We start from the raw sequence: 20,705 nt of genomic DNA, 5'->3' as shown, positions 1-20,705 counted from the left end.
TAATCTATCTGCCCGCCACAAGCTGGTTGTGTGCGGCCAAAAAAACGATGCATTTGCATCCAGGGTTTATTCATGAGCGAATCATTTGCCTCCCTATTTGCCGAAAGCGAACTTCAGTTTGAGTCCGGCGCTGTCATTTCCGGTATCGTTGTCGCCATTGACTCCGATTGGGTCACTGTGGACACCGGTCTCAAATCCGAAGGGGTTGTTCCCCGCGAAGAATTCCTGAACGACCAGCGCGAACTGGAAGTGCAGGTTGGCGACACTGTTGAAGTGGTCGTCGATGCGTTCGACAACGGCATGGGGCAAACGGTCCTGTCCCGCGAGAAGGCCAAGCGCGCCGAAACCTGGACCCGTCTGGAAAAGATCTTCAACGATGCCGAAATCGTTCGCGGTCTCATCTCCGGCAAGGTCAAGGGCGGCTTCACCGTCGAAATCGGCCCCGTCCGCGCGTTCCTGCCGGGTTCCCTGGTCGACACCCGCCCCATCCGCGACACGACCCACCTGGAAGGCAAGGAACTCGAGTTCAAGGTCATCAAGCTGGATCCGAAGCGCAACAATGTCGTGGTGTCCCGCCGCGCCGTGATGGAAGCCGAATCCTCTGCCGAGCGCGAAGCGCTGCTGGGCCAGCTGCAAGAAGGCCAAGTGGTCAAGGGCGTCATCAAGAACCTGACCGACTATGGTGCATTCGTGGACCTGGGCGGCATCGACGGTCTGCTGCACATCACCGACATGGCCTGGAAGCGCGTCAAGCATCCGAGCGAAGTGGTGGAAGTGGGCACGGAACTGGAAGTCAAGGTGCTGAAGTTCGACCGCGAACGCAACCGTGTCTCCCTGGGCCTGAAGCAACTGGGCGAAGATCCGTGGCTGGCTATCATGTCCAAGTACCCGAAGGGTACCGTCACCCGCGCCCGCGTCACCAACCTGACCGATTACGGCTGCTTTGCCGAAATCGCCGAAGGCGTGGAAGGTCTGGTGCACGTCTCCGAAATGGATCACACCAACAAAAACATCCATCCGTCCAAGGTCGTTCAGATCGGTGACGAAGTGGACGTCATGGTGCTGGAAGTGGACGAAGAGCGTCGCCGTATCTCCCTGGGTATCAAGCAGTGCAAGGCCAATCCCTGGGAAGAGTTCGCCAAGCATCACGAGAAGGGCCAGAAGGTTTCCGGCAACATCAAGTCGATCACCGACTTCGGTATCTTCATCGGTCTGCCCGGTGGAATCGACGGACTGGTTCACCTGTCCGACATCGCTTGGAACGAGCCGGGTGAAGAAGCCATCCGCAAGTTCCGCAAGGGTGATCTGGTTGAGGCCGTCATCCTGGCGGTGGACGCTGAAGGCAACCGCATCTCCCTGGGCGTCAAGCAGCTGCAGAAGGACCCGTTCAGCGATTACACGACCGTCAATGAAAAGGGCGCGATTGTGAAGGGTATCGTCAAGGCTGTTGATGCCAAGGGCGCTACCGTTGAGCTGGCTGACGGCGTGGAAGCGTCCCTGAAGGCCTCTGAAATCATCCGTGACCGTGTGGAAGATGCCTCCAAGCATCTGACCGTGGGTCAGGAAGTCGAAGCCAAGATCATCAGCATTGACCGCAAGTCGCGTGTCATCAGCCTGTCGATCAAGGCCAAGGATGAAGCCGAAGAGCGTGAAGCCATCAGCACCCTGCGCAATGCGCCGCAGGAGCCGACGGCTGCCGGTCCGCGCACCATTGGCGACCTGATCAAGGCGCAAATGAAGTAAGCGACGCAATCGGTTGTAAAAAAGACGGGAGAAGGCTTTGCCTCTCCCGTTTTTTTATGCTAAATCAGGAACATAGATTTTGAGGATCACACTATGGCCCTTACCAAGTCCGCCCTGATCAGTCGTATCGCCGCCCGTCAGCAATTATTGACTGAAAAAGACGTTGAACTGGCTGTCAAAGCGTTGGTTGAACAGATGGTGGAAACCCTGGCCCAGGGCGAACGGGTTGAAATCCGTGGATTCGGGAGCTTTAGTCTGCATTTTCGTCCTCCCCGTACCGGTCGGAATCCCAAGACTGGCGAAACGGTTGAGGTCGGCCCGAAATATGTCCCCCATTTCAAACCCGGCAAGGAGCTCAAGGACCGGGTCAACTATGAAGACGAAAAATCATGACGCTGAAAAGCGTCCGCAAGATTTTCCTGACCTTGGTGTTGCTGGCTTTCTTTATAGCCGGCGTCTGGATTGTGGTCGCTAATGCTCAGCATCAGGTGACGCTCAATCTGGTGTTTGTTGAATTCACCGGGGCCAGCGTGGGGGTTATCACTCTGCTCAGTTTTGCAGCGGGTGCAGTGGCGGGGATCATCACCTCCCTGATTGCATTCCGGGTATTGCCCATGCATCTGCAACTCCGGCGCTCCCGGCGTGAGCTTGATCTTCTTCGTCAACAACAAAGCCGGGCTCCCGGCGGCGACTGAACTGTCATCCAGCGATACTCATGCATTACAATGGGAACCAGTTTCCATTGAGATGACTTTCCCCCATGAATACCTGTTCCTCGCCCGTCATTGTCGCCCTTGATTATTCGGATGCCCGTGCAGCCCTAGAGTTGGCATCGGGGCTTGATCCAGCGCTTTGCCGTCTGAAGGTGGGTAAGGAGCTGTTTACCCGGGAAGGTCCGTCCGTTGTCCGTTCGCTGCAACAGCAAGGCTTTGATGTTTTCCTGGATCTGAAATTCCATGACATTCCCAACACAGTAGCTTCAGCCGTTCAGGCCGCAGCCGATTTGGGCGTATGGATGGTCAATGTCCATGCCAGTGGCGGCCGCCGTATGATGAATGCTGCCCGGGAGCGACTGGAGCAGGGAGGCTATGGGACATTACTGATCGCCGTCACGGTGCTCACCAGCTCGGACAGGAACGATCTGGCGGATATCGGTCTTGATGTCGACCCTATCCAGCAGGTATTGCGATTGGCGGCTTTGACAGAAGAGTGTGGCTTGCACGGTGTGGTGTGTTCTGCTCAGGAAGCCCTGGTATTGCGTGAGAGGCACAGGGCGCCATTTGCTCTGGTTACGCCTGGTATTCGTCCGGAAGGAGCCGCCAAGGATGACCAGAAGCGGATTATGACCCCCACGCAGGCAATGAGTGCAGGTGTTGATTATTTGGTGATTGGCAGGCCGGTGACGCAAGCAGCCGACCCGGTCCTGGCTTTAAAGGGAATCGTGGCGGGGCTATGCGGAACTGCTCCTGGTTGATGGCTCAGGAGCTGGTGCGACTAAGGACATGGGAGATGCGTCTGAGGCTGTTAGTTGTTCCGGCGATCGAGGATGGTGATTGAAATGTCATCCAGTCCTTGAATTTGAACAACATTGCCGAAGATTCTCAGCACATGATCGCCACGCTCAATTTGCAGGGTGATTTTCTTATTGAGCAGATCCGCCTTCGAGAACAAATTATTGCTGCCGTTTTCGTCTTCGCGAACGGCGGCTGCGTTCAACAGCATATTGTTGGTAGTCTGCCCCAGCTTGAAGGTGTCGTTGATGGATGCGTTTTCAAGTGTGGGTTGCTCAACCGGCATCAAGGGAAAATCCTTGAAAGTAGAGCGATGATAGTTTTCTCCGGGCGTATAGCGGGGAAATTTCAACTTCTCCGCCATGGCGACGGCTTCATCAATAGTTTCCGGACCTTCCGTGACCAAAGAGGGCGTTGATGCGGCCTCCACGGTTTCGGTGTCCATATCGGCCTCGATAGGCGCCATGTTCTTGAATTTTTCCAGATCCAGCAAAGGTGCCGCCGGGGTTGCCGGGGTCGTCAGCGCAGCCCGCGCCGCTTCGGCTTTCTTGAAGGCGTACATCGCCTGCAGGAATTGATTGTAATTATCGTAATTTTCAAGCCGTGGCCGTTCAGGCATGTCTTCGCCGCCGGTGCCTGATGCCGCGTTCGTCAGGCCATTCTCACCAGTCGCTGCATCCACATCCGGTTCAATGGCATCCACGTCGGCGGGAAACTTGCCGTTGAAAGGGGCGGGGGCAGAGCCCAGACGGACATTAAAGGTCTGGCCGCTAAGGACATCGGCATTGCCCAGGGCATTGCTCAGGTTGACGATGCCGCCCAATACCTTCAGCAACAATTCGTTATCCAGCATCACGCCGGCGTAATCCGTGCCACGGATGCCGATGGTGGCGGTTGGAGTCTTGATCTGGTAAGCCTGACGGTTGGCCTTTCCGATGGCGCCGCTGATGGTGCGCATGCTTCCGCGCAGGAAGTTGAAGACCAGCGAGGATTGTTCCGGCTTGTCACGTGTATAGGTATAGGTATCGATGCTGAAGACGGTCTTGGCTTGCAAAGCCAGAAAACTGCCATCGGTGAAGCGGATCTGCACCCGGGATTTATCGCCGGTTTCCAGCCGTTCACCGCTGTTGACCAGATCGCCGCGATGCAGAGTCCGGCGGGTGTTGTCGGACTTGACGGCGACCACGTCGCCGGACACGAAATTAACCCGTCCGGCCGTTTCACCATAGGCCAGACCGGCCAGCCAGAAGCTGACCATGGCGGTTATCAGGGCTTTGGGTCGGGCCAGAAAATCCGGAACATGCATGTTTAACCCCAGTTATCCGTGGTTGTAGCGGGATACGTTGTTGTAGTTGTTGCCGTCATCGGTGTTGTTTTGGTGCATTGTAACCGAACTCTGCTGGTAAATTACAGGACGGTAGTACGGCTTAACATAGAAGACTACCTGCATTTGGCCAAAAGTAAAGGGAGGTATCCGCTGTTTCCAAACGATATGTCACTCCGTTTTGATGATCTTCAGGAATCCGCCAGCTTGGGAAACGGCAAGTGAACCCGTAAAGCAAATGCGAATGGTTTGCATTACGAAATGTGATTGTGTATGATACGAGTCATGCCACTCATGTTGTTTGTCCCGGGGGTCTCATGTCTCGCAAGTCGTTTATCGCTTTGTCCATCTTGTCTACACTGGTGCTTCCTGCCGTCTCGAAAGCGGAAGGGACAGATCTGGAATCCCTGAGGCAGCAGCTTCAACTGCAACAGCAGCAGATTGATGCCTTGGCGACAGCACTCGAAAAGCAGCAATCCGGCAATACTGGGCTTTCAGCAGGTAAAACCACGCTGGGCGGCTACGGTGAGACTTATTTCAAGCACATTGACGGCAGTAAAGATGAATTCGACGCCTATCGGCTGGTTTTGTTCGTGGGGCACCAGTTCAGCGACAAACTGCGATTTGCGAGTGAACTGGAAGTGGAGCATGCCCTGGTACAGGACACCAGCAATACCTGTACCTTTACGGACAAGGATGGGGATGGGGTGGTGGATGCCGCCGAGCTAAGCTGCGCTTCCACCGCCAAGACCAATGGCTATGTCGCGCTGGAACAGTTGTTCCTTGAATATCGCTATGCTGAAAACCATCGCGCTGCAGTCGGGCAAATGCTTGTGCCGGTTGGTATTCTCAACGAAACGCATGAGCCGGATACTTTTTACGGGGTGTTCCGGGCGCCTGTTGAACGCGAGATTGTGCCCGGCACCTGGTATGAGACCGGTGTGATGGCCTCCGGATCCATCGCGCCCGGCCTGTCGTACGACGCCATGTTTTCCAGTGGCCTCAAGTCTTCGGAAGGCAAGATCAAGGATGGCCGTCAACGCGGTTCCAAGGCCGACGGCAGTGATCTGGCATATACGGCGCGGCTTAAGTACACCGGCTTGCCGGGTGTAGAGTTCGGTGTCACCTGGCATCAGCAGGCCGATATGTCGCAAGGGGGGGCGAAGGTAGCCGGGACGGATATGAATGCCAGTCTGGCGGAGGCTCATGTCGCCCTCAAGCGCGGCGCGTTCGGCCTGCGCGCCCTGTATGCGGAATGGGATTTGAATGATGCGGCCATGGCGGCGGCCGACCGCAAGCGCAGCGGGCAGAAGGGGTGGTATGTCGAACCGTCCTTCAAGGTGCTGCCTGAAGTCGGGATCTTTGCACGCTACAGTGTCTGGGATAACGAGGCGGCAGATGCCGCCGATTCCGAATGGCAGGAAAGCTCGGTGGGCGTCAATTGGTGGTTGCATGAGCGCGCCGTGCTCAAGGCGGATCTGCAGCGCAGGGATGATCCCAATCCGGCTAATCCCGATCAGGATGGCTTCAATGTCGGTCTTGGTTTTTCGTTCTGATTCATGAGAAATCTCTGTTTTGTTCTGGTGTTGTTCTTTGGCCTCTCGGGGCAGGCGCCGGCATTGACGCCGGTTGACAGCTATATCGCACGCCATTTCCCCGCTCCTGAAATGCGGGTGTTGTGGCTGACCCCGGTGTTGAAGCAGCGGGCCGAGGCGATATTGGGCCACTCGTATGCAGGCCTTCGGGTGCGCTATTGGCAACAGGGAGGGCGCAGCGTCTGGGTGCTGGATGAAATCGGCAAGGAGCAGCCGATTACAGCCGGATTTCTGGTGGAGCAGGGCAGGATCATGGATATACAGGTGCTGGCCTACCGCGAAAGCCGGGGCGGGGAGGTGCAGCAGGCTTTTTTCACCCGTCAATTCAGCGGAGCGGCATTGACGTCGGCAGACAGCCTGAACCGGCGTGTTGATGGCATTACCGGCGCCACGCTGTCCGTACGGGCCATGGAAAGGATGGCGAGACTGGCCCTCCTGTTTGATAGCGCCAAGGCGACCTGAAACCGATGAGCAAACGTTCCCACTGGCGGTTCTTCCTGCTGCGCTGGCATCGCCGGATCGGGGTGGTGCTGGGCTTGTATCTGCTATGGATGGCCGGTAGCGGGATATTGCTGAATCATGCCGGTGGCCTGGGGCTGGACAAGCAATTTCTGGAAGGGCGGTTCTGGCTGAATCGTTACGGCGTGTCAGCGCCGCTGGAATTGCGTGTGGGAGAGCATGATTTCCTGTTAAGCGCCCATGGCTTGATGTCCGGTAACGATTTTCTGGGCGAATGCGCGCTGTTTCTAGGCGTCATGCCAACCGCAGACAGCCAGGTGCTGGCTTGTGATAACCGCATACTGCTGTTGACCACCCAAGGTGAACTGATTGAGCAGATTGATGCCGGTCGCGGTTTGCCCGGACCTTTCAACGCCATGGCAGGACTGGAACAACGGGTGTTCCTGCGACAGTCCGCGACGAGTGCGGTGCTGGAGCTGGACACGCTGGCCGGGTCGCTGAAGCCGGTGCCGGATATCATTGTTCCCGACGCGCTGTGGTCGCAGCCTGTCGCCGCACCAGCCGGCCTGACCGGTGAACGCCTGCTGCAGGATCTGCATTCCGGACGCCTGTTCGGTCGATATGGACCGTGGGTAGTAGATGCGCTGGGCCTCAGCGTCATTATGCTCGCGATATCCGGCTGGGCGCTGGCCCGGAAAAGACATCCAAAAATGTAAGAAAGGCTGAAATCCAGCGTTCTGATACCTTGAATTCTTCGTGCTAAAGCCTCATCTTTTCCCTGCCGAACAGATACCCTACTGTTTCTGTCTGATTTCATACACCTTCAGGTGCATCTGCCGCCTGTCCCTCGTCAAAAGGAGTTCAACATGGCCGTTCTCGTTGGCAAACCCGCCCCGGATTTCACCGTTCCCGCCGTTCTTGGCAATGGCGAAATCGTCGATAGCTATAACTTCGCTTCCGCCATCAAGGGCAAATACGCCCTGGTGTTTTTCTACCCGCTGGACTTCACCTTTGTCTGCCCGTCCGAGTTGATTGCCCTGGACCACCGCATTCCTGACTTCCAGGCCCGCAATGTGGAAGTGGTGGGTGTGTCCATCGACTCGCACTTCACCCACAATGCCTGGCGCAACACCCCGGTGAACGAAGGCGGCATCGGTCCCGTCAAGTACACCCTGGCCGCCGACCTGAAGCACGAAATCTGCCAGGCCTATGACGTGGAGTCTGCCGGCGGCGTCGCTTTCCGCGGTGCGTTCATCATCGACACCAACGGCATCGTGCGCTCGCAGATCGTCAATGACCTGCCGCTGGGCCGCAACATGGAAGAATTGCTGCGTCTGGTTGACGCCCTGCAATTCAACGAAGAGCATGGCGAAGTGTGCCCGGCCAACTGGAAGAAGGGTGACAAGGGTATGACTGCTTCTCCGGAAGGGGTAGCTGCTTACCTGACCGCCAACGCTGACAAGCTGTAATGACGTATCCGGGGTCGGGCCTCCACCCGGCTCCCGTTCTTTTTAGTTCTCATTTTTGGAAGTTGCATCATGGCCTTTGAATTGCCCGCCCTGCCGTATGACCGTACCGCCCTTGAGCCGCACATTACCGGCGAAACCATTGACTATCACCATGGCAAGCACCACAACGCCTATGTGGTCAACCTGAACAACCTGACCAAGGACAGCGACCTGGCTGACAAGTCGCTGGAAGAAGTCATCAAGGCTTCCGCCGGTGATGCCGCCAAGGTTGGCATTTTCAACAATGCCGCCCAGATCTGGAACCACACCTTCTACTGGCACTGCATGAAGCCGAACGGCGGCGGCAAGCCTACCGGCGCTATTGCCGACAAGATCAATGCCGATTTCGGCAGCTATGAAAAGTTTGTTGAACTGTTCACCGCCGCCGCCACCACCCAGTTCGGTTCCGGCTGGGCCTGGCTGGTGCTGGGCGCTGACGGCAAGCTGGCTGTCACCAAGACCGCCAACGCCGACCTGCCGATGGCTCATGGCCAGAAAGCGCTGCTGACTATCGATGTCTGGGAACATGCCTACTACATCGATTTCCGCAACCTGCGCCCGAAGTACATTGGTACTTTCCTGGAAAGCCTGGTGAACTGGGATTTCGTGAACGCCAATCTGGCGGGCTGATCTCCACGGTTGTGAACAAGCCAAAGGGCAGGGTAAAACCTGCCCTTTGCTTTTGGAGTGTCAGGCCGGGGTACCGCCGTGATACGTGTAGATCAGCCAAGGCTTGTGGTCCGTATTCAGCGAGTTGTAAAGCCGTTGAGCGGTCTGGTTGTCGGTGGCGGTGGTCCACTGGAGTCGCACCGCATCCTGCTGTTTGGCGAATTCGAGGCAATGCTCAATCAGGGCTTTGCCGATGCCCCGGCCGCGAAAGTCCGGCAAGGTGTAAAGGTCGTTCATCACGCCCACCTTGGCCGCCAATGTTGAGGAAAATGAAAAATAGACGGTGGCAAAGCCTGCCGCGATGCCATCTGCTGTGCGGAAGAGAAACTGGCGGCCGAAAGGATTGTCAGAGCAGAAACGGCTGAAGAAAGTGCGGTTGTGTTCATCAGAGATATTGGCAACCTGATAAAACTCCTGATATTTCCGGATCAAGGGTAATAAATCTTCGAAAATTTCCGTGTTCACGACTTCAATCATGCCATCACCTTCTTGATTTCATTCTGGATTCGTGAGAATCGTCATCGTGCGAAGTAAAACTATTATCGCTGTCATTACCGCACCACTGCTTCTCACAAGGTACACCATCCTGATTGCCGTCCATATTGACGTTGGGGCAATTCTCCAGGAAGTACTGAGCTTCCTCGCATGAGGTCATTTGCGAACAATAAGTTCGCCCGTCACATTTGTAACTGGATGTACTGAGTGTGGTACGCAGTTTCTCCATCACCTTGGGCGCCATGCTTTCAACTTTTGACATGACATCGTCGGGTTTTCTGAGTGACGAATCCGGGGTGTTTTCAAAAAAAACATGGTAGCCGTATGCGCCCAGCCCAAGCATGATAATCAGCGGAAGAAAGCCCGAACTGGAGCTTGCAGGCCTGGATATCCGGGCCGGAATATAGTCTCGCATTTCGTCCGGCGGTGGTGGCAGAGCATGGACGGGCCGGGTGACTGACCGGGCGCAGGGTTGGCCGTTGGCGTCGACGCCTGCTTCAAATAGCAATTCTTCGCCCAGTTGAGGTTTGCTTTTGCCCAAAGAAAAGTCGGCGAGGGCGACTGCGTAGCGTTGGTCGCCGTGTACCGGAGTAATGATGCCGGTTCCGCTGGCGTTGTCCCACTGCGAAAGGGTGCCTTCGAGTTGCTTCATGGTGAGAGTCCGGGACAGTGCGGCCGCCGGGGCGGGCTAATGTCGGTGTTTCGAGGTGGGGATTTTGATACGGCGGGGACAGCCTGACAAGCAATCCGATGCTTGGTTAGCTCAAAACGGGACATCCCTGTCCTTTTCATGCTCTCAAATGGCCGCTTCGTTCCTCTTCACCCGGAAGAAAATCGCATACATGGCTGGCAAGCTGAGCAAGGTCAGCGCTGTCGCCACAATCAACCCGCCCATGATGGCGCAGGCCATGGGGCCCCAGAACGGGCTTTCCAGCAGCGGAATCATGGCCAGTACGGCGGCGGCGGCGGTCAGGATGATCGGCCGGAAACGGCGCACCGCCGCTTCAACAACCGCCGTCCATCGATCCACACCCAAGGCAATATCCTGTTCAATCTGGTCAATCAGGATCACTGAGTTGCGGATGATCATGCCGTTGAGCGCAATCACGCCCAGCATCGCCACGAAGCCCATCGGTCGTCCCAGTATCAGCATCATCATTGAAGCGCCGACAATGCCCAGCGGACCGGTCAGGAACACCAGCAGCGCGCGCGGGAAGCTGCGCAGTTGCAGCATCAGCAGCGTGAAGATGATGAACAGCATCAACGGCACGTTGGCGGCGATGGAGTCGGAACCCTTCTTCGACTCGGCGACAGTACCGGCCAGTTCGATGTGATACCCCGGCTCCAGGTCGGCGCGCAGCTTCTCCAGTTGCTGGTCAAGGCGCAAGGCTACGGTAGCGCCCTGAATGCCTTCCACTACATCCGCTTGCACGGTGATGGAGAACTGACGGTTCTGCCGCCACACCACGCCCGGCTCCCAGACAAAGGCCGGCCGTGCAATCTGCGACATCGGGATGGACTGGCCGTTGGCGGTGGGCAGGTAGGCATTGGTCAGCGCGGTCATCGTGTCACGCTCTTCCTGAGGCTGGCGCAGCATGATGCTGATCTGGTCATTGTTCTCGCGGTACAGACCGATCGGCAGGCCCGAGAGAATGGTCTGACCGGCGGTAGCCAGTGTCTCCGTGGTGACGCCGAGGGCGCGGGCGCGATTCTGGTCAATGTCCAGATGCAACGCCTTGATCTGTTCTGCCCAGTTGTCGTTGACGCCGGTAGTGGACTTGTCAGCGAGGACGATGGCGCGCACCTTGTCCGCCAGCACCCGCAGTTTGCTTGGGTCTTCACCCATCACCTGGAACATCACTGGATAGGGCACGGGCGGGCCGTTGGGCAGCAGACGCAGGCGGACGCGGGCTTCCGGGAACTGCTGGTGCAGCATGGCCGGCAGCTGCTTGCGCATGCGTTCGCGGGCCTCCAGCGACGGAGTCACCAGTACAATTTGCGAGACGTTGTTCTGCGGCAAAATCTGGTCCAGCGGGAGGTAGAAACGGGGAGCTCCCTGACCGATAAAGGTGGTGACGGTGCCGGCATCCGGGATTTTCAGCAACTCGGCTTCCACCCGCTTCGCCAGTGTTTCACTGTTGGCGATTGACGAGCCTTCCGGCAGCCACAGATCCACCAGGATTTCCGGGCGGTTGGAGTCGGGGAAGAACTGTTTTTCCACCAGTTGCATGCCGACAATGCCCACTCCCAGCGCTCCCAGCGTGGCGAACAGGGTGATCCAGCGATGGCCCACGCACCAGTTAACGGTCTTGCGCACCATGACATAAAAGCCGGAGTCAAAAACTTCCTGCACTTCACCCGTGCTGTGGGGATGCTCCTTCAGCAGGCGGTAACCCAGGAACGGGACGAAATAGACCGAGACGAACCAAGACACGATCAGGGCCGTGGTGGTGACGGCAAAGATGGCAAAGGTGTATTCCCCGGTAGCCGAGTTGGCCAGGCCGATGGGCAGGAAGCCCGCCGCCGTGATCAGCGTGCCGGTCAGCATGGGCATGGCTGTGTTGCTGTAGGCGTATGTGCTGGCCTTGAGCCGGTCGTAACCCTCTTCCAGCTTGCGCACCATCATCTCGACGATGATGATGGCGTCGTCCACCAGCAGGCCCAGCGCAATGATCAGCGACCCCAGCGATATTTTGTGCAGGTCGATGCCCCAGCGTTCCATGACCAGGAAGGTAATGGCCAGCACGGTCGGAATGGACAGCGCCACCACCAGACCGGGGCGCATGTCGATACGGAACGGCTTGGTGTGAATGCCCAACGCCATGAAGCTGACGCCCAGGACAATGACCAGCGCTTCCGCCAGCACGCGCAGGAACTCACGCACCGAGAAGGCGACAGATTTCGGCTGGTCCTGCACCTGGCTCAGTTCGATACCGGCGGGCAGGGTGCCGCGCAGCTGTGTGGTGGCGGTTTGCAGGTGCTTGCCGAGGACGATGATGTCGCCGCCGCGCACCATGGACACCCCCAGACCGATGACTTCACGGCCGTTGAAGCGCATTTTCGCGGCGGGCGGGTCTTGATAGCCGCGCTGTACCGTGGCGATATCGCCCAACCGGAAGGCGCGGTTGTTGAAGCGCAGCGGCAGGGCGCGCAGGTCGTCCAGCTTGTCGAACTGGCCGCTGATGCGGATCTGGATGTCATCCCCGGGTGTGCGCAGCACCCCGGCAAATTCCACGGCATTCTGCTGGTTCAGGGCGTTGATTACCTGCCGCAGATCGATACCCATGCGGGCCAGCTTCTTCTGCGAAACTTCTACATAGATCCGTTCCTGCTGCACACCATATTGCTCCACCTTGGCCACGCCCGGCACCCGCAGCATTTCCTGCTGCACACGGTCGGCGTAGTCCTTCAGTTCGGCATAAGAGAATCCGTCGGCGGAAAGGGCATAAATCACCCCGAACACATCACCGAACTCATCGTTGTAGAACGGTCCCTGCACCCCTTGCGGCAGCTTGCCGCGCATGTCACCGGTCTTTTTGCGGATGGTGTACCACAGGTTGGACACTTCCTGCGGCTTAGTCGAATCCTTGACCTCGACAAAGATGGTGGTTTCGCCCGGCTTGGAATAGCTGCGGATGCGGTAGGTGTTCGGGACTTCCTGCAGCGTTTGTTCCAACGGGTCGGTGACCTGTTCGGCCATCTGCATGGCGGTGGCGCCGGGCCAGAAGGCGCGGACCACCATCATGCGGAAGGTAAAGGGCGGGTCTTCGTCCTGCCCCAATTGGAAGTAGGATGCGATCCCGGCCAGTGTCAGCACGATCAGCAGATAGGTGGTGATCGCCGGGTTCTGGATGGCGATGCGCGAAAGGTTGAACCGTTCGTCAGGATTGGGCTTGGTCATGATGGCTCCGGATTCTGGTCGGGTTCAAGGCGCGGCGGTTTCGAGCGGGCGTACTTTCTGGCCCTCGATCAACACATGCACCCCGGCGACCACAATGCGCGCGCCGTCCGGAACGCCGCCGACCAGCACTTCATTACCGTCAATACCCAGCACCTGCACCGGAATACCATGCACCTGACCGCTCTTGTCGTCGAATTGCCAGAGCTTGGTCTGGCTGTGGTCCCCCACCAGCGCGGTGGTGGGCACTTTGATGCCGCCTTGCTGGGCCGGCAGCGGTATGGACAAGGTGGCGGACTGACCCAGCGCCAGAGCGCCAACGGGGGCTTCCACGCTGTAGCGGGCGCGGAAGGTGCGGGTGGCGGGATCGGCGGAGGCGGACAGTTCACGCAGCGTGGCGGGGTAGTGCTTGCCGGGTTGCGCCCACAGGGTCACGGTGGCGCCGTTCAGTTTGGAAAGGGCGGGGCGATCTTCCGGAAACTCGACTGCAATTTCACGCGGGCCTTCCTGGGCGAGGGTGGCAACCGGCTGACCGGCCGCCACCACCTGACCGACATCGGCCTGCAACGCAGTAATGACGCCATCCGCATCCGCCCGCAGCACAGCGTCTTCCAACCGGTTGGACTCCAGCGAGGAACTGCTTTGCAGGCTGGAGAGCCGCGCCTCCGCCGCCGAGACCGCGACGCGCTTGCGGTCCAGATCCAGATCAGAGACAAATTGCTGGGTACGCAATTCCTGAAAGCGTTTGAATTCCGCGCGGGTCAGATCCAGATCGGCCTTGGCGGCGGCAACCTGTGACCCGGCGGCGGACTTCGCCAGGGTGAAATCTCGCGGGTCCAGTTGCGCCAGTACTTGGCCGCGCTTCACGCGCTGTCCGGTTTCCACCTGACGCGACACAATCTTGCCGCCCACCCGGAAACCCAGGGGCGATTCCACACGGGCTCGCACTTCGCCGGCCAGTTCCACCTGCCCCTGAACGGAACCGGCGGTGACGGTCATCAGTTTGACCGGACGGGGCTTTTCCACGGGTGCAGGTGGTTTACTGCAAGCACTCAGGGTCAGGGCGGAGCCCAGCATCAGGGATGCGGCGGCATAACGGAAATGGGGATGCATGTCAGGACTCCGGAGCAACGGACAAGGGACGACGGGCGAATCCGGTAAACAGTGTCTCAACCATATTGTCGATAAAGGCGGAGACGGTTTCCGGGGTGGCCAGATGGGGGGCAAGTTCCGTTTGCAGCACGCCGGGAATCACCAGTGAGCGCAGGAAGCCCATCACCAGTACATCCCGGTAGACCGTGGGAAAGGGGTTGAAATGACCTTCCTGCACCGCTTGTTGGAACAGGGCATCCAGACGTTGCAGGTAGGGACGCATGTAGGTGCTGCGCATGTATTCGCCGCGTTCGTTGGAGGCTTCGCCTTCGCGAAACATGAATTCAACGGCATGGGGTTCGGCCAGCACCAGTTTCAGCGATTGCGGCAGGTTATGGCGGATGGTGGCGGCGGCATCACGGTCGCGCGCCAGGTCTTCCAGTGTGGCGTAGAGCCGGTTCATCAGCGGGCCGATCACTTGATCTGCGGCCTCCTGCCATAACTCCTGCTTGCTGCCGAAGTGATGGTGAAGCAGGCTGTCACTGACGCCGCAATGGGTGGCCAGCTGGCGCAGCGAGACTCCGTCAAAGCCTTGCGTGGCAAAGGCGTTGAAGGCCCGCCGCACTATTTGCTCGCGGGTCATGGCGCTGTCTTGGCGGGCGGGGCGGCCGCGCTGGCGGAGGGGTGTGGTCATGACTGGATGCGGATCGTCCGGTATTAATTGGGCGGATGACCAATTAATAGCAGAAGAGTGGTATCTTGTCACTGTCTATTTTGAGGGGTAATGAGTCATTTTTTGGTTGCGGGGATGGGTTGGGGACAAACAGGTGCGTGGGGCTGTGTAATTGCACAACTGCATCAAGATGCAAGACGGATTCCGATGATTATCAATCGACTTGAAAACTTGTAATTCTGGTTTGAGTAAATAGCGACGTTTAGTAGAAACACTCACTTCCCGCCACTGACTGTGGTGCCAGTCAAGCGGACGCAGGCTGTTCGTCATGTCGCCCCGGGCCTGCACGTGGTGCTGTAAAGCACCTGCCGTGCATCGATATTCGTGACGAGCCTGCATCCGGTACTGCGGGGAATACGGCGAGAAAACGTGGAGAAAAAGGTTTGACTGAAGAGGATCCTTATTGAACGCTGGGCATCAACCGACGACTACCTGCAGTCGATGTACTCAATATAGCCAGTGCCATCAATTGGACGCCCCTTGAATCGACCACGATAGCCGTAGCTACCGGCATAACCCCCCGCCATGCCGTACTTGAAGTCTCCGTTGGCGGAGCCGCCAATGGAAATCAACTCATTGCCGGACTCATCATCGACACGCCATGAGAATTTCTTAGGCAATCGCATGGCGGTTCCATCTGGCGTGACCACTGATTCGGCTTCATGTTCATGAACTATGAAATCGAAGCCGTGTGTGTATGTCCCGCCGTGGTCATCCAGCGAACGTACATAAACACGACGCTGTAATTCCGCGTTCAGCGGGCCAAGCACCACGACCATCAGCACCTGCGTTCGCGCATCAATGTTGAGTATTTGGTAAGTGAAAAAGCGTAGGGGCAGCGACAAGTTGATTACTCGCGCATATTCGAACGTGCACAGTCCTTGCAGCGGTGTTTTCAAACCATCATGCTCGATATGGCCTGTATATTCACACAGCAGCGCCCAGTGATCGTAGACTCCGCCAAGCATTTTGGCGAAATGAGCGATCTTGCTAGTGGCCCGCAACTCCAACACGAAATTGAAGGCCTTGCCACTGCGCCGCGCGGTGAAGTTCGGATACCTCCCTTCGATCACCAAGTCGTCCCCGAAGCGCAGGTAGCTTCCATCAGGGCGGAGTTCGCAATCCCTTGCCACACTGTAGCCGTTGAAGTGATCAGGTGTGCCGATCGCGGTGCCTACCAACACATTGGCCGTGTCCAAGGCGGTGGTCTTGATCAGGTGGGAGTTGCGGAAAAGTTTGACTTTCGGTTGACCAATAACCGTAATCAGGTTCAAAAAGTTATACGGTGGTGGCAGGTTGGGCACCATGATGCCGTAGTGCACACAGGTGTATCGGCCCTGTGGGGGAGCCACCGATGTGCCCGGATCGAAAGGGTTGCCGTTGAGACGTAGCGAGCGCTCGACGGCATTAGTCAGTGATTTGGGCATTATCAGATTCATATCGGCCTCTATTCCGTTCAAACAGCATAAAGGTTCCGGGCAGACTCGGGCGGCATTTGGTACACAAAATCAAGGTTTTCCCGAATCAGTCGTTGATCATCATTGCTGCGACGCCAGTGCATGAATACCGGTGAAAAATATGCCAGAAGTTCACGCGCAATATCTTTGCCGATGGCCGGGTCACGGAGCATCCAGCGCAAAAATGCAAGAAATTCGCCTTTACGTGGTGCACGGTCCTGCGCGAGCAGCGCCTTCATTAGTTGTGCTACGCCTTGGTATAGCGACCTATTGATACCAACAAAAGTCAGATTATACACCAACTGGTTTGCCACACTGTTACCGTACAGATGTGTGTATATGTCGTGGCAAACTGATTGGTGTTCCATTTCCTCAAGTGCGTGCCACTTCAAAAGACGGGTTACTTCCGGGTGTTGCTGGAAGCCCTTGAGATCCGCCGCCAGAAATGCCCGCGAGAGTGAGTAGATGACATGCTCACCCGTTACTACCACAGCAAGCCTTTGTTTGAGACTCATCGTGGACTCATTCTTTTTGGTTATGGATTCCATTACCTCCGACATTTTTTCAATACTGAATCCGAGTTCGCCAAGGCGGCGATTGAATTCTCGATGCTCGCGGGTGTGAATTGCTTCCTGCCCAATGAATGCTTGAGCGTCAGCCGCAAGAACGGACCCTTGCAACAGCGGTTGAGCGTCCCGGATTGCTCGAATCAGCATTCCTTCCGTAATGGGTGCTATCAGCGAAAGAGCATTGAACAAATGGCTGATATACAAGTTATCTTCGGTATGAATTGCTGGTACGGTGGAGAAGTCAAAACGGGTTTCTTTACGCACTTCAAGGGCAATTGGAGTGCTTCTGGTGTGTTTGGCGTTCATGTTCATGGTAGGTTCCTCCTGTTTGGATATGAGTATCGTATGCAGGCGGTTCGGCAATATATTATTAAAATGCGCCAACCATGTAATATAATGCGCCATTTGCATGAGGGGTCAGCCAGATGTTTCGTGTACCGGGTGCATTTCTATCCGCCATAGCCGACTGGTTGCAGCTATGTGGCTATGGTTCAACTTTGCTATGCGCACGCATTCGACGCATTAGCTCCAACGAATCTGTAATGCTCGACGAGGCCGAAGGCCTGCTTAACGAAGCTTCATTGCTCACAGGCGATCCAGATGCCGCATTGCGGATCGGGCAACAGAGTAGCTGGTCAAATCTGGGCGCCTTGGGCCACATGCTCTCCAATGCTCAAACGCTGGAAGACCTGCTGAACAGCTACGTCTATTACGAGGCTCTTTTTTATGGATCGAATATAGCCAACCTCCAGCGTGACCCGGGAAGCTTGACCCTGTACTGGAATACGCGCGATGAATACAGGAAATTTGCCTGCTTTTCCATCAGCAGCGTGGTTAACGTAGTGAGGCGTTCCGGTATTCCGGCGGAGTGTATGGCTGCCGTTTCCCTCCCGTTTAATGATGAATCCGCAGCCGGTGTTTATGCTGAAATTCTTCATTGCAACACAATCGTCTTTGGCCAAGTTCTGGGAGTCACCGTTCGCAGGGAATTCCTTGGCAGAGAAGTCCATGTGTGCACTAACAAAAGTGATCGTTCTGCTTTGTTGAGAAGACTGTTTCCCGAAATCAATGATGCAGAGCTGACGTCAAGACTCTACTACGTGATTACGGCCGCGCTTCCGCAAAGGGAGGCAAACCTGGCATTGGTTGCAGAAAAACTTGTCATGTCGCCAAGAACGGTCCAGCGGAGGTTATCTGCCATTCCGGATGGGCTGCGCGGTGCGATCGGGAGAGTGCGAATGCATTTGGCCAAGGAGTATCTCTGTGATAAAAGCATGCCGCTTGTAGCCGTATCCATGCTGCTGGGTTACTCTGAACAAAGCGCGTTCCAGCTCGCCTTCAGGAAGCAGTTTGGTGTCACTCCCGGTCAATGGCGACGTGATTCACAAAGGCTTGTGCATTAGCCGCTGCAGGGGAAATCAAGTATTACAAAGTCGGTGTCACGGCAAACAAGTAAAATGAAGGACACCGATTAGCCGCTGAAACTGGGTAGTATGGCAACGAGTACGTCTGGCGCGAAGAATAGCCCAAGCTGGGCAAATACCTGCGGGGTTTTCCCACACCCCCCAACCCGTTACTATCCCCCCCACCCAAATCACGATACCAGCCTGATGTCCCACTACCGTCCACCGGCGCCACCCAAAACCCCGCTGATCACTCCCGAAGGCTATCAGGTGCTGGTCGACGAACTGGACTACCTGTGGCGGGTCAAACGCCCCGAAGTCACCCGTTCCGTCAGTGAAGCCGCCGCCCAGGGCGACCGCTCGGAAAACGCCGAATACATCTACGGCAAGAAACTGCTACGCGAAATCGACCGTCGTGTCCGCTTTCTGGAAAAACGCCTGCCGGAATTGCGTGTGGTGCGGGAACATCCCTCCGACCCCGCCCGTATCTACTTCGGGGCAACCGTGGAACTGGAAGATCTGGAAACCGGCGAGGAGTTACGGGTGCGGATAGTCGGCCCCGACGAAATCGACCCCAAGCGCAACTGGATCAGCATCGATGCCCCCATGGCCAGAGCCTTGCTAAAAAAGGCAATTGATGATGAAGTGCCGGTCGAGCGGCCCGCAGGGAAGGCCGTGTTTCTGGTATTGGACGTCCGTTACTCTGAAAGTCAGGAAAAGGCATGAAAAATCATTTACTTAACATCGTATCCTCCGTTGTCAGCTCCACATTGCGCGGCTGGCATGGCAGTGCAGGCAGCAAACAGGTTGTGCAACCGTCGCAACGGCCCATCCTGTTCGACCGCGAGGATGACGCCGAATGCCGTCTGGTGCGCGAGGCGCTGACCGAGTTGAACCTGGATGTGATGATTTATCCTTGCCCGTTGTCCGGTAATCGTTTCAAGAGCAAACTAAATGAACTGTCCGGCGGGCAGGGCAGTGTTCCGTACCTGATGGACCCCAATAGCGGTGAGCGTCATGGCGGGGCGCAGGCCATTGTCGAATATCTGTTCCGACAGTACCGCCAAAAGCCTGCGCCGCGTCATTTGAATATCAATGAATGGAATCTGCTGACTTCGCGTTTGGCCGGAACCGTCCGCGGCCGCCGCATACTGGCCCAGCCCTCGGTAACGCCGGAACTGCCGTTGACCCTGTACAGTTTTGAATCCAGCCCTTATTCCCGCCCCGTGCGTGAGAAGCTGTGCGAACTGGAATTGCCTTATACTCTGATCAATCTCGGCAAGCAGCAACTGGCTGATGTCGGCCCGGCCAAACAGCGTTTGCACTTCGGAGAATACAAACCTTTACCCGATACCAAACGTTCGCACATGCTGGCCGAAAAGGGGCGGGTGCAGGTGCCGTTCCTGATTGACCCCAATCATGGCGTGGAGATGTTCGAGTCGAAGGACATTTTGGCCTATCTGGAAAGGACGTACCAGTTTCCGGGCTAAGTATGCTTCGCCGATAAACTGGCCTCCACATAGGAGGCCTTTTTATTAGTGGTCGAAAGAGTCATTTCGCTTCTTTAGCGGCCATTTTCCCTTTTACCATCTGCACCACCATCGGCAGGAAACTGATGCCGATAATGGCAAAGATCACCAGCGTGAAGTTCTTGCGCACCACCGGCAGGTTGCCGAAGAAATAGCCCAAGCCCACAAACAGGCTGACCCAGCATAGCGTACCGAAGACACTGAAGCTCAGGAAGCGGCGGTAGACCATGGCGCCCATACCCGCTACGAAGGGGGCAAAGGTGCGCACAATCGGCACGAAACGCGCGAAAATCACCGTCTTGCCGCCATGCTCGGCAAAATAGGCTTCGGTCTTGTGCAGATGGTCCATGCGGATCAGCTTTGTGTTGGTAATCAGCCGCCTTCCCAGCCTGTTGCCAATCCAGTAATTGCAGGAGTCGCCGCTGATGGCGGCGGCGCACAGCACCAGACCCACCAGCCACGGGTTCATGGAGCCGATGGCGGCCAGCGCCCCGGCGGCAAACAGCAGGCTGTCGCCCGGCAGCAGCGGCATCACCACCACCCCGGTTTCGGTAAACACAATCAGGAACAGGATGGCGTACACCCACAAACCGTAATTGGCGACAAATTCCGCCAGATGCTGGTCAATGTGCAGAATGAAATCGATGATGAACATGGCGGTGAAGTTGCTGTACGGGGAAAGGGGCTTGATGCTAGCAAATTAGCTCCCGCTCAAGCCAT

21 protein-coding genes are annotated in these 20,705 nt (G+C 56.9%); 12 read left to right on the top strand and 9 right to left on the bottom strand.

Annotated features, from left to right (window positions below; genetic code table 11):
* Nucleotides 1–72: 72 nt before the first annotated feature.
* From rpsA to pyrF, 4 genes are all read left to right on the top strand, one after another.
* Entirely contained in the window at nt 73–1,743 is a 1,671-nt protein-coding gene (gene rpsA / locus Q7T36_RS02050) for a 30S ribosomal protein S1 (protein WP_304843452.1), read from the top strand.
* 93 nt (nt 1,744–1,836) lie between these two features.
* Nucleotides 1,837–2,136, top strand: coding sequence for an integration host factor subunit beta (gene ihfB / locus Q7T36_RS02045; RefSeq protein WP_304843450.1), 300 nt, complete (start codon nt 1,837–1,839; stop codon nt 2,134–2,136).
* Nucleotides 2,133–2,438 (top strand): LapA family protein, encoded by a 306-nt coding sequence (locus tag Q7T36_RS02040; RefSeq protein ID WP_304843448.1) that lies wholly within the window; start codon nt 2,133–2,135, stop codon nt 2,436–2,438. Before ihfB ends, Q7T36_RS02040 begins: the two co-directional genes overlap by 4 nt.
* A 65-nt stretch (nt 2,439–2,503) precedes the next feature.
* On the top strand, nt 2,504–3,217 hold the full coding sequence (gene pyrF / locus Q7T36_RS02035; protein ID WP_304843446.1) for an orotidine-5'-phosphate decarboxylase: 714 nt from the start codon (nt 2,504–2,506) through the stop codon (nt 3,215–3,217).
* Nucleotides 3,218–3,267: 50 nt separating this feature from the next.
* Here the strand turns inward: pyrF and Q7T36_RS02030 are convergent, their stop codons facing one another.
* On the bottom strand, nt 3,268–4,560 hold the full coding sequence (locus Q7T36_RS02030) for a FecR family protein (RefSeq protein WP_304843444.1): 1,293 nt from the start codon (nt 4,558–4,560) through the stop codon (nt 3,268–3,270).
* A gap of 335 nt (nt 4,561–4,895) precedes the next feature.
* Here Q7T36_RS02030 and Q7T36_RS02025 point away from each other — a divergent pair, with 335 nt between their 5' ends.
* From Q7T36_RS02025 to Q7T36_RS02005, 5 genes are all read left to right on the top strand, one after another.
* Nucleotides 4,896–6,134: a hypothetical protein gene (locus Q7T36_RS02025; RefSeq protein ID WP_304843442.1), complete on the top strand. Its 1,239-nt coding sequence runs from the start codon at nt 4,896–4,898 to the stop codon at nt 6,132–6,134.
* 3 nt (nt 6,135–6,137) lie between these two features.
* Nucleotides 6,138–6,635 (top strand): FMN-binding protein, encoded by a 498-nt coding sequence (locus tag Q7T36_RS02020; protein ID WP_304843440.1) that lies wholly within the window; start codon nt 6,138–6,140, stop codon nt 6,633–6,635.
* Between the two features lie 5 nt (nt 6,636–6,640).
* Nucleotides 6,641–7,348, top strand: coding sequence for a PepSY domain-containing protein (locus tag Q7T36_RS02015; protein WP_304843438.1), 708 nt, complete (start codon nt 6,641–6,643; stop codon nt 7,346–7,348).
* Between the two features lie 150 nt (nt 7,349–7,498).
* On the top strand, nt 7,499–8,101 hold the full coding sequence (locus tag Q7T36_RS02010) for a peroxiredoxin (RefSeq protein ID WP_304843436.1): 603 nt from the start codon (nt 7,499–7,501) through the stop codon (nt 8,099–8,101).
* Between the two features lie 69 nt (nt 8,102–8,170).
* Nucleotides 8,171–8,770 carry a superoxide dismutase gene (locus Q7T36_RS02005; protein ID WP_304843434.1) on the top strand — a complete coding sequence of 200 codons (600 nt, stop codon included), beginning with the start codon at nt 8,171–8,173 and terminating at the stop codon, nt 8,768–8,770.
* 60 nt (nt 8,771–8,830) lie between these two features.
* Here the strand turns inward: Q7T36_RS02005 and Q7T36_RS02000 are convergent, their stop codons facing one another.
* The 7 genes from Q7T36_RS02000 to Q7T36_RS01970 form a co-directional block, all read right to left on the bottom strand.
* On the bottom strand, nt 8,831–9,286 hold the full coding sequence (locus Q7T36_RS02000) for a GNAT family N-acetyltransferase (protein WP_304843432.1): 456 nt from the start codon (nt 9,284–9,286) through the stop codon (nt 8,831–8,833).
* A 4-nt stretch (nt 9,287–9,290) separates the two neighbouring features.
* Nucleotides 9,291–9,956 carry an excalibur calcium-binding domain-containing protein gene (locus Q7T36_RS01995; RefSeq protein WP_304843430.1) on the bottom strand — a complete coding sequence of 222 codons (666 nt, stop codon included), beginning with the start codon at nt 9,954–9,956 and terminating at the stop codon, nt 9,291–9,293.
* A gap of 144 nt (nt 9,957–10,100) precedes the next feature.
* Nucleotides 10,101–13,205 (bottom strand): efflux RND transporter permease subunit, encoded by a 3,105-nt coding sequence (locus Q7T36_RS01990; protein WP_304843428.1) that lies wholly within the window; start codon nt 13,203–13,205, stop codon nt 10,101–10,103.
* Between the two features lie 24 nt (nt 13,206–13,229).
* Nucleotides 13,230–14,315, bottom strand: coding sequence for an efflux RND transporter periplasmic adaptor subunit (locus Q7T36_RS01985; protein WP_304843426.1), 1,086 nt, complete (start codon nt 14,313–14,315; stop codon nt 13,230–13,232).
* A gap of 1 nt (nt 14,316) precedes the next feature.
* Nucleotides 14,317–14,988, bottom strand: coding sequence for a TetR/AcrR family transcriptional regulator (locus tag Q7T36_RS01980; protein WP_304843424.1), 672 nt, complete (start codon nt 14,986–14,988; stop codon nt 14,317–14,319).
* Nucleotides 14,989–15,455: 467 nt separating this feature from the next.
* Nucleotides 15,456–16,466: a DUF6670 family protein gene (locus tag Q7T36_RS01975; protein ID WP_370690025.1), complete on the bottom strand. Its 1,011-nt coding sequence runs from the start codon at nt 16,464–16,466 to the stop codon at nt 15,456–15,458.
* Nucleotides 16,467–16,483: 17 nt separating this feature from the next.
* Nucleotides 16,484–17,365, bottom strand: coding sequence for a metal-dependent hydrolase (locus tag Q7T36_RS01970; protein ID WP_304843420.1), 882 nt, complete (start codon nt 17,363–17,365; stop codon nt 16,484–16,486).
* A 230-nt stretch (nt 17,366–17,595) separates the two neighbouring features.
* On the opposite strand from Q7T36_RS01970, the gene Q7T36_RS01965 reads away from it, so the two are divergent.
* The 3 genes from Q7T36_RS01965 to Q7T36_RS01955 all read left to right on the top strand — a co-directional run bounded on the left by Q7T36_RS01965 (nt 17,596) and on the right by Q7T36_RS01955 (nt 19,946).
* Nucleotides 17,596–18,456, top strand: a complete 861-nt coding sequence (locus Q7T36_RS01965) for an AraC family transcriptional regulator (RefSeq protein WP_304843417.1) — start codon at nt 17,596–17,598, stop codon at nt 18,454–18,456.
* Between the two features lie 207 nt (nt 18,457–18,663).
* The gene (gene greB / locus Q7T36_RS01960; protein ID WP_304843415.1) at nt 18,664–19,182 is read left to right on the top strand and encodes a transcription elongation factor GreB; all 519 of its coding nucleotides are present in this window, start codon (nt 18,664–18,666) and stop codon (nt 19,180–19,182) included.
* A complete protein-coding gene (locus Q7T36_RS01955; RefSeq protein ID WP_304843413.1) occupies nt 19,179–19,946 on the top strand; it encodes a glutathione S-transferase N-terminal domain-containing protein in 768 nt (255 codons plus the stop codon). Before greB ends, Q7T36_RS01955 begins: the two co-directional genes overlap by 4 nt.
* A gap of 61 nt (nt 19,947–20,007) precedes the next feature.
* On the opposite strand, the gene Q7T36_RS01950 is transcribed toward Q7T36_RS01955, so the two are convergent.
* Nucleotides 20,008–20,640 (bottom strand): DedA family protein, encoded by a 633-nt coding sequence (locus tag Q7T36_RS01950; RefSeq protein ID WP_304843411.1) that lies wholly within the window; start codon nt 20,638–20,640, stop codon nt 20,008–20,010.
* Nucleotides 20,641–20,705 lie beyond the last annotated feature (65 nt).

The sequence above is a fragment of the Fluviicoccus sp. genome (genome assembly GCF_030646115.1).
Lineage (GTDB): Bacteria > Pseudomonadota > Gammaproteobacteria > Pseudomonadales > Moraxellaceae > Fluviicoccus.
Note: the sequence above shows the minus strand (reverse complement) of the source record. Positions and strands in the feature narration are given on the sequence as shown.

Bases quoted from the DNA above. Each gene is read 5' to 3' on its own strand.
- rpsA (WP_304843452.1), top strand. From the start codon at position 73: ATGAGCGAATCATTTGCCTCCCTATTTGCCGAAAGCGAACTTCAGTTT.
- ihfB (WP_304843450.1), top strand. From the start codon at position 1,837: ATGGCCCTTACCAAGTCCGCCCTGATCAGTCGTATCGCCGCCCGTCAG.
- Q7T36_RS02040 (WP_304843448.1), top strand. From the start codon at position 2,133: ATGACGCTGAAAAGCGTCCGCAAGATTTTCCTGACCTTGGTGTTGCTG.
- pyrF (WP_304843446.1), top strand. From the start codon at position 2,504: ATGAATACCTGTTCCTCGCCCGTCATTGTCGCCCTTGATTATTCGGAT.
- Q7T36_RS02030 (WP_304843444.1), bottom strand. From the start codon at position 4,560: ATGCATGTTCCGGATTTTCTGGCCCGACCCAAAGCCCTGATAACCGCC.
- Q7T36_RS02025 (WP_304843442.1), top strand. From the start codon at position 4,896: ATGTCTCGCAAGTCGTTTATCGCTTTGTCCATCTTGTCTACACTGGTG.
- Q7T36_RS02020 (WP_304843440.1), top strand. From the start codon at position 6,138: ATGAGAAATCTCTGTTTTGTTCTGGTGTTGTTCTTTGGCCTCTCGGGG.
- Q7T36_RS02015 (WP_304843438.1), top strand. From the start codon at position 6,641: ATGAGCAAACGTTCCCACTGGCGGTTCTTCCTGCTGCGCTGGCATCGC.
- Q7T36_RS02010 (WP_304843436.1), top strand. From the start codon at position 7,499: ATGGCCGTTCTCGTTGGCAAACCCGCCCCGGATTTCACCGTTCCCGCC.
- Q7T36_RS02005 (WP_304843434.1), top strand. From the start codon at position 8,171: ATGGCCTTTGAATTGCCCGCCCTGCCGTATGACCGTACCGCCCTTGAG.
- Q7T36_RS02000 (WP_304843432.1), bottom strand. From the start codon at position 9,286: ATGATTGAAGTCGTGAACACGGAAATTTTCGAAGATTTATTACCCTTG.
- Q7T36_RS01995 (WP_304843430.1), bottom strand. From the start codon at position 9,956: ATGAAGCAACTCGAAGGCACCCTTTCGCAGTGGGACAACGCCAGCGGA.
- Q7T36_RS01990 (WP_304843428.1), bottom strand. From the start codon at position 13,205: ATGACCAAGCCCAATCCTGACGAACGGTTCAACCTTTCGCGCATCGCC.
- Q7T36_RS01985 (WP_304843426.1), bottom strand. From the start codon at position 14,315: ATGCATCCCCATTTCCGTTATGCCGCCGCATCCCTGATGCTGGGCTCC.
- Q7T36_RS01980 (WP_304843424.1), bottom strand. From the start codon at position 14,988: ATGACCACACCCCTCCGCCAGCGCGGCCGCCCCGCCCGCCAAGACAGC.
- Q7T36_RS01975 (WP_370690025.1), bottom strand. From the start codon at position 16,466: ATGAATCTGATAATGCCCAAATCACTGACTAATGCCGTCGAGCGCTCG.
- Q7T36_RS01970 (WP_304843420.1), bottom strand. From the start codon at position 17,365: ATGAACATGAACGCCAAACACACCAGAAGCACTCCAATTGCCCTTGAA.
- Q7T36_RS01965 (WP_304843417.1), top strand. From the start codon at position 17,596: ATGCTCGACGAGGCCGAAGGCCTGCTTAACGAAGCTTCATTGCTCACA.
- greB (WP_304843415.1), top strand. From the start codon at position 18,664: ATGTCCCACTACCGTCCACCGGCGCCACCCAAAACCCCGCTGATCACT.
- Q7T36_RS01955 (WP_304843413.1), top strand. From the start codon at position 19,179: ATGAAAAATCATTTACTTAACATCGTATCCTCCGTTGTCAGCTCCACA.
- Q7T36_RS01950 (WP_304843411.1), bottom strand. From the start codon at position 20,640: ATGTTCATCATCGATTTCATTCTGCACATTGACCAGCATCTGGCGGAA.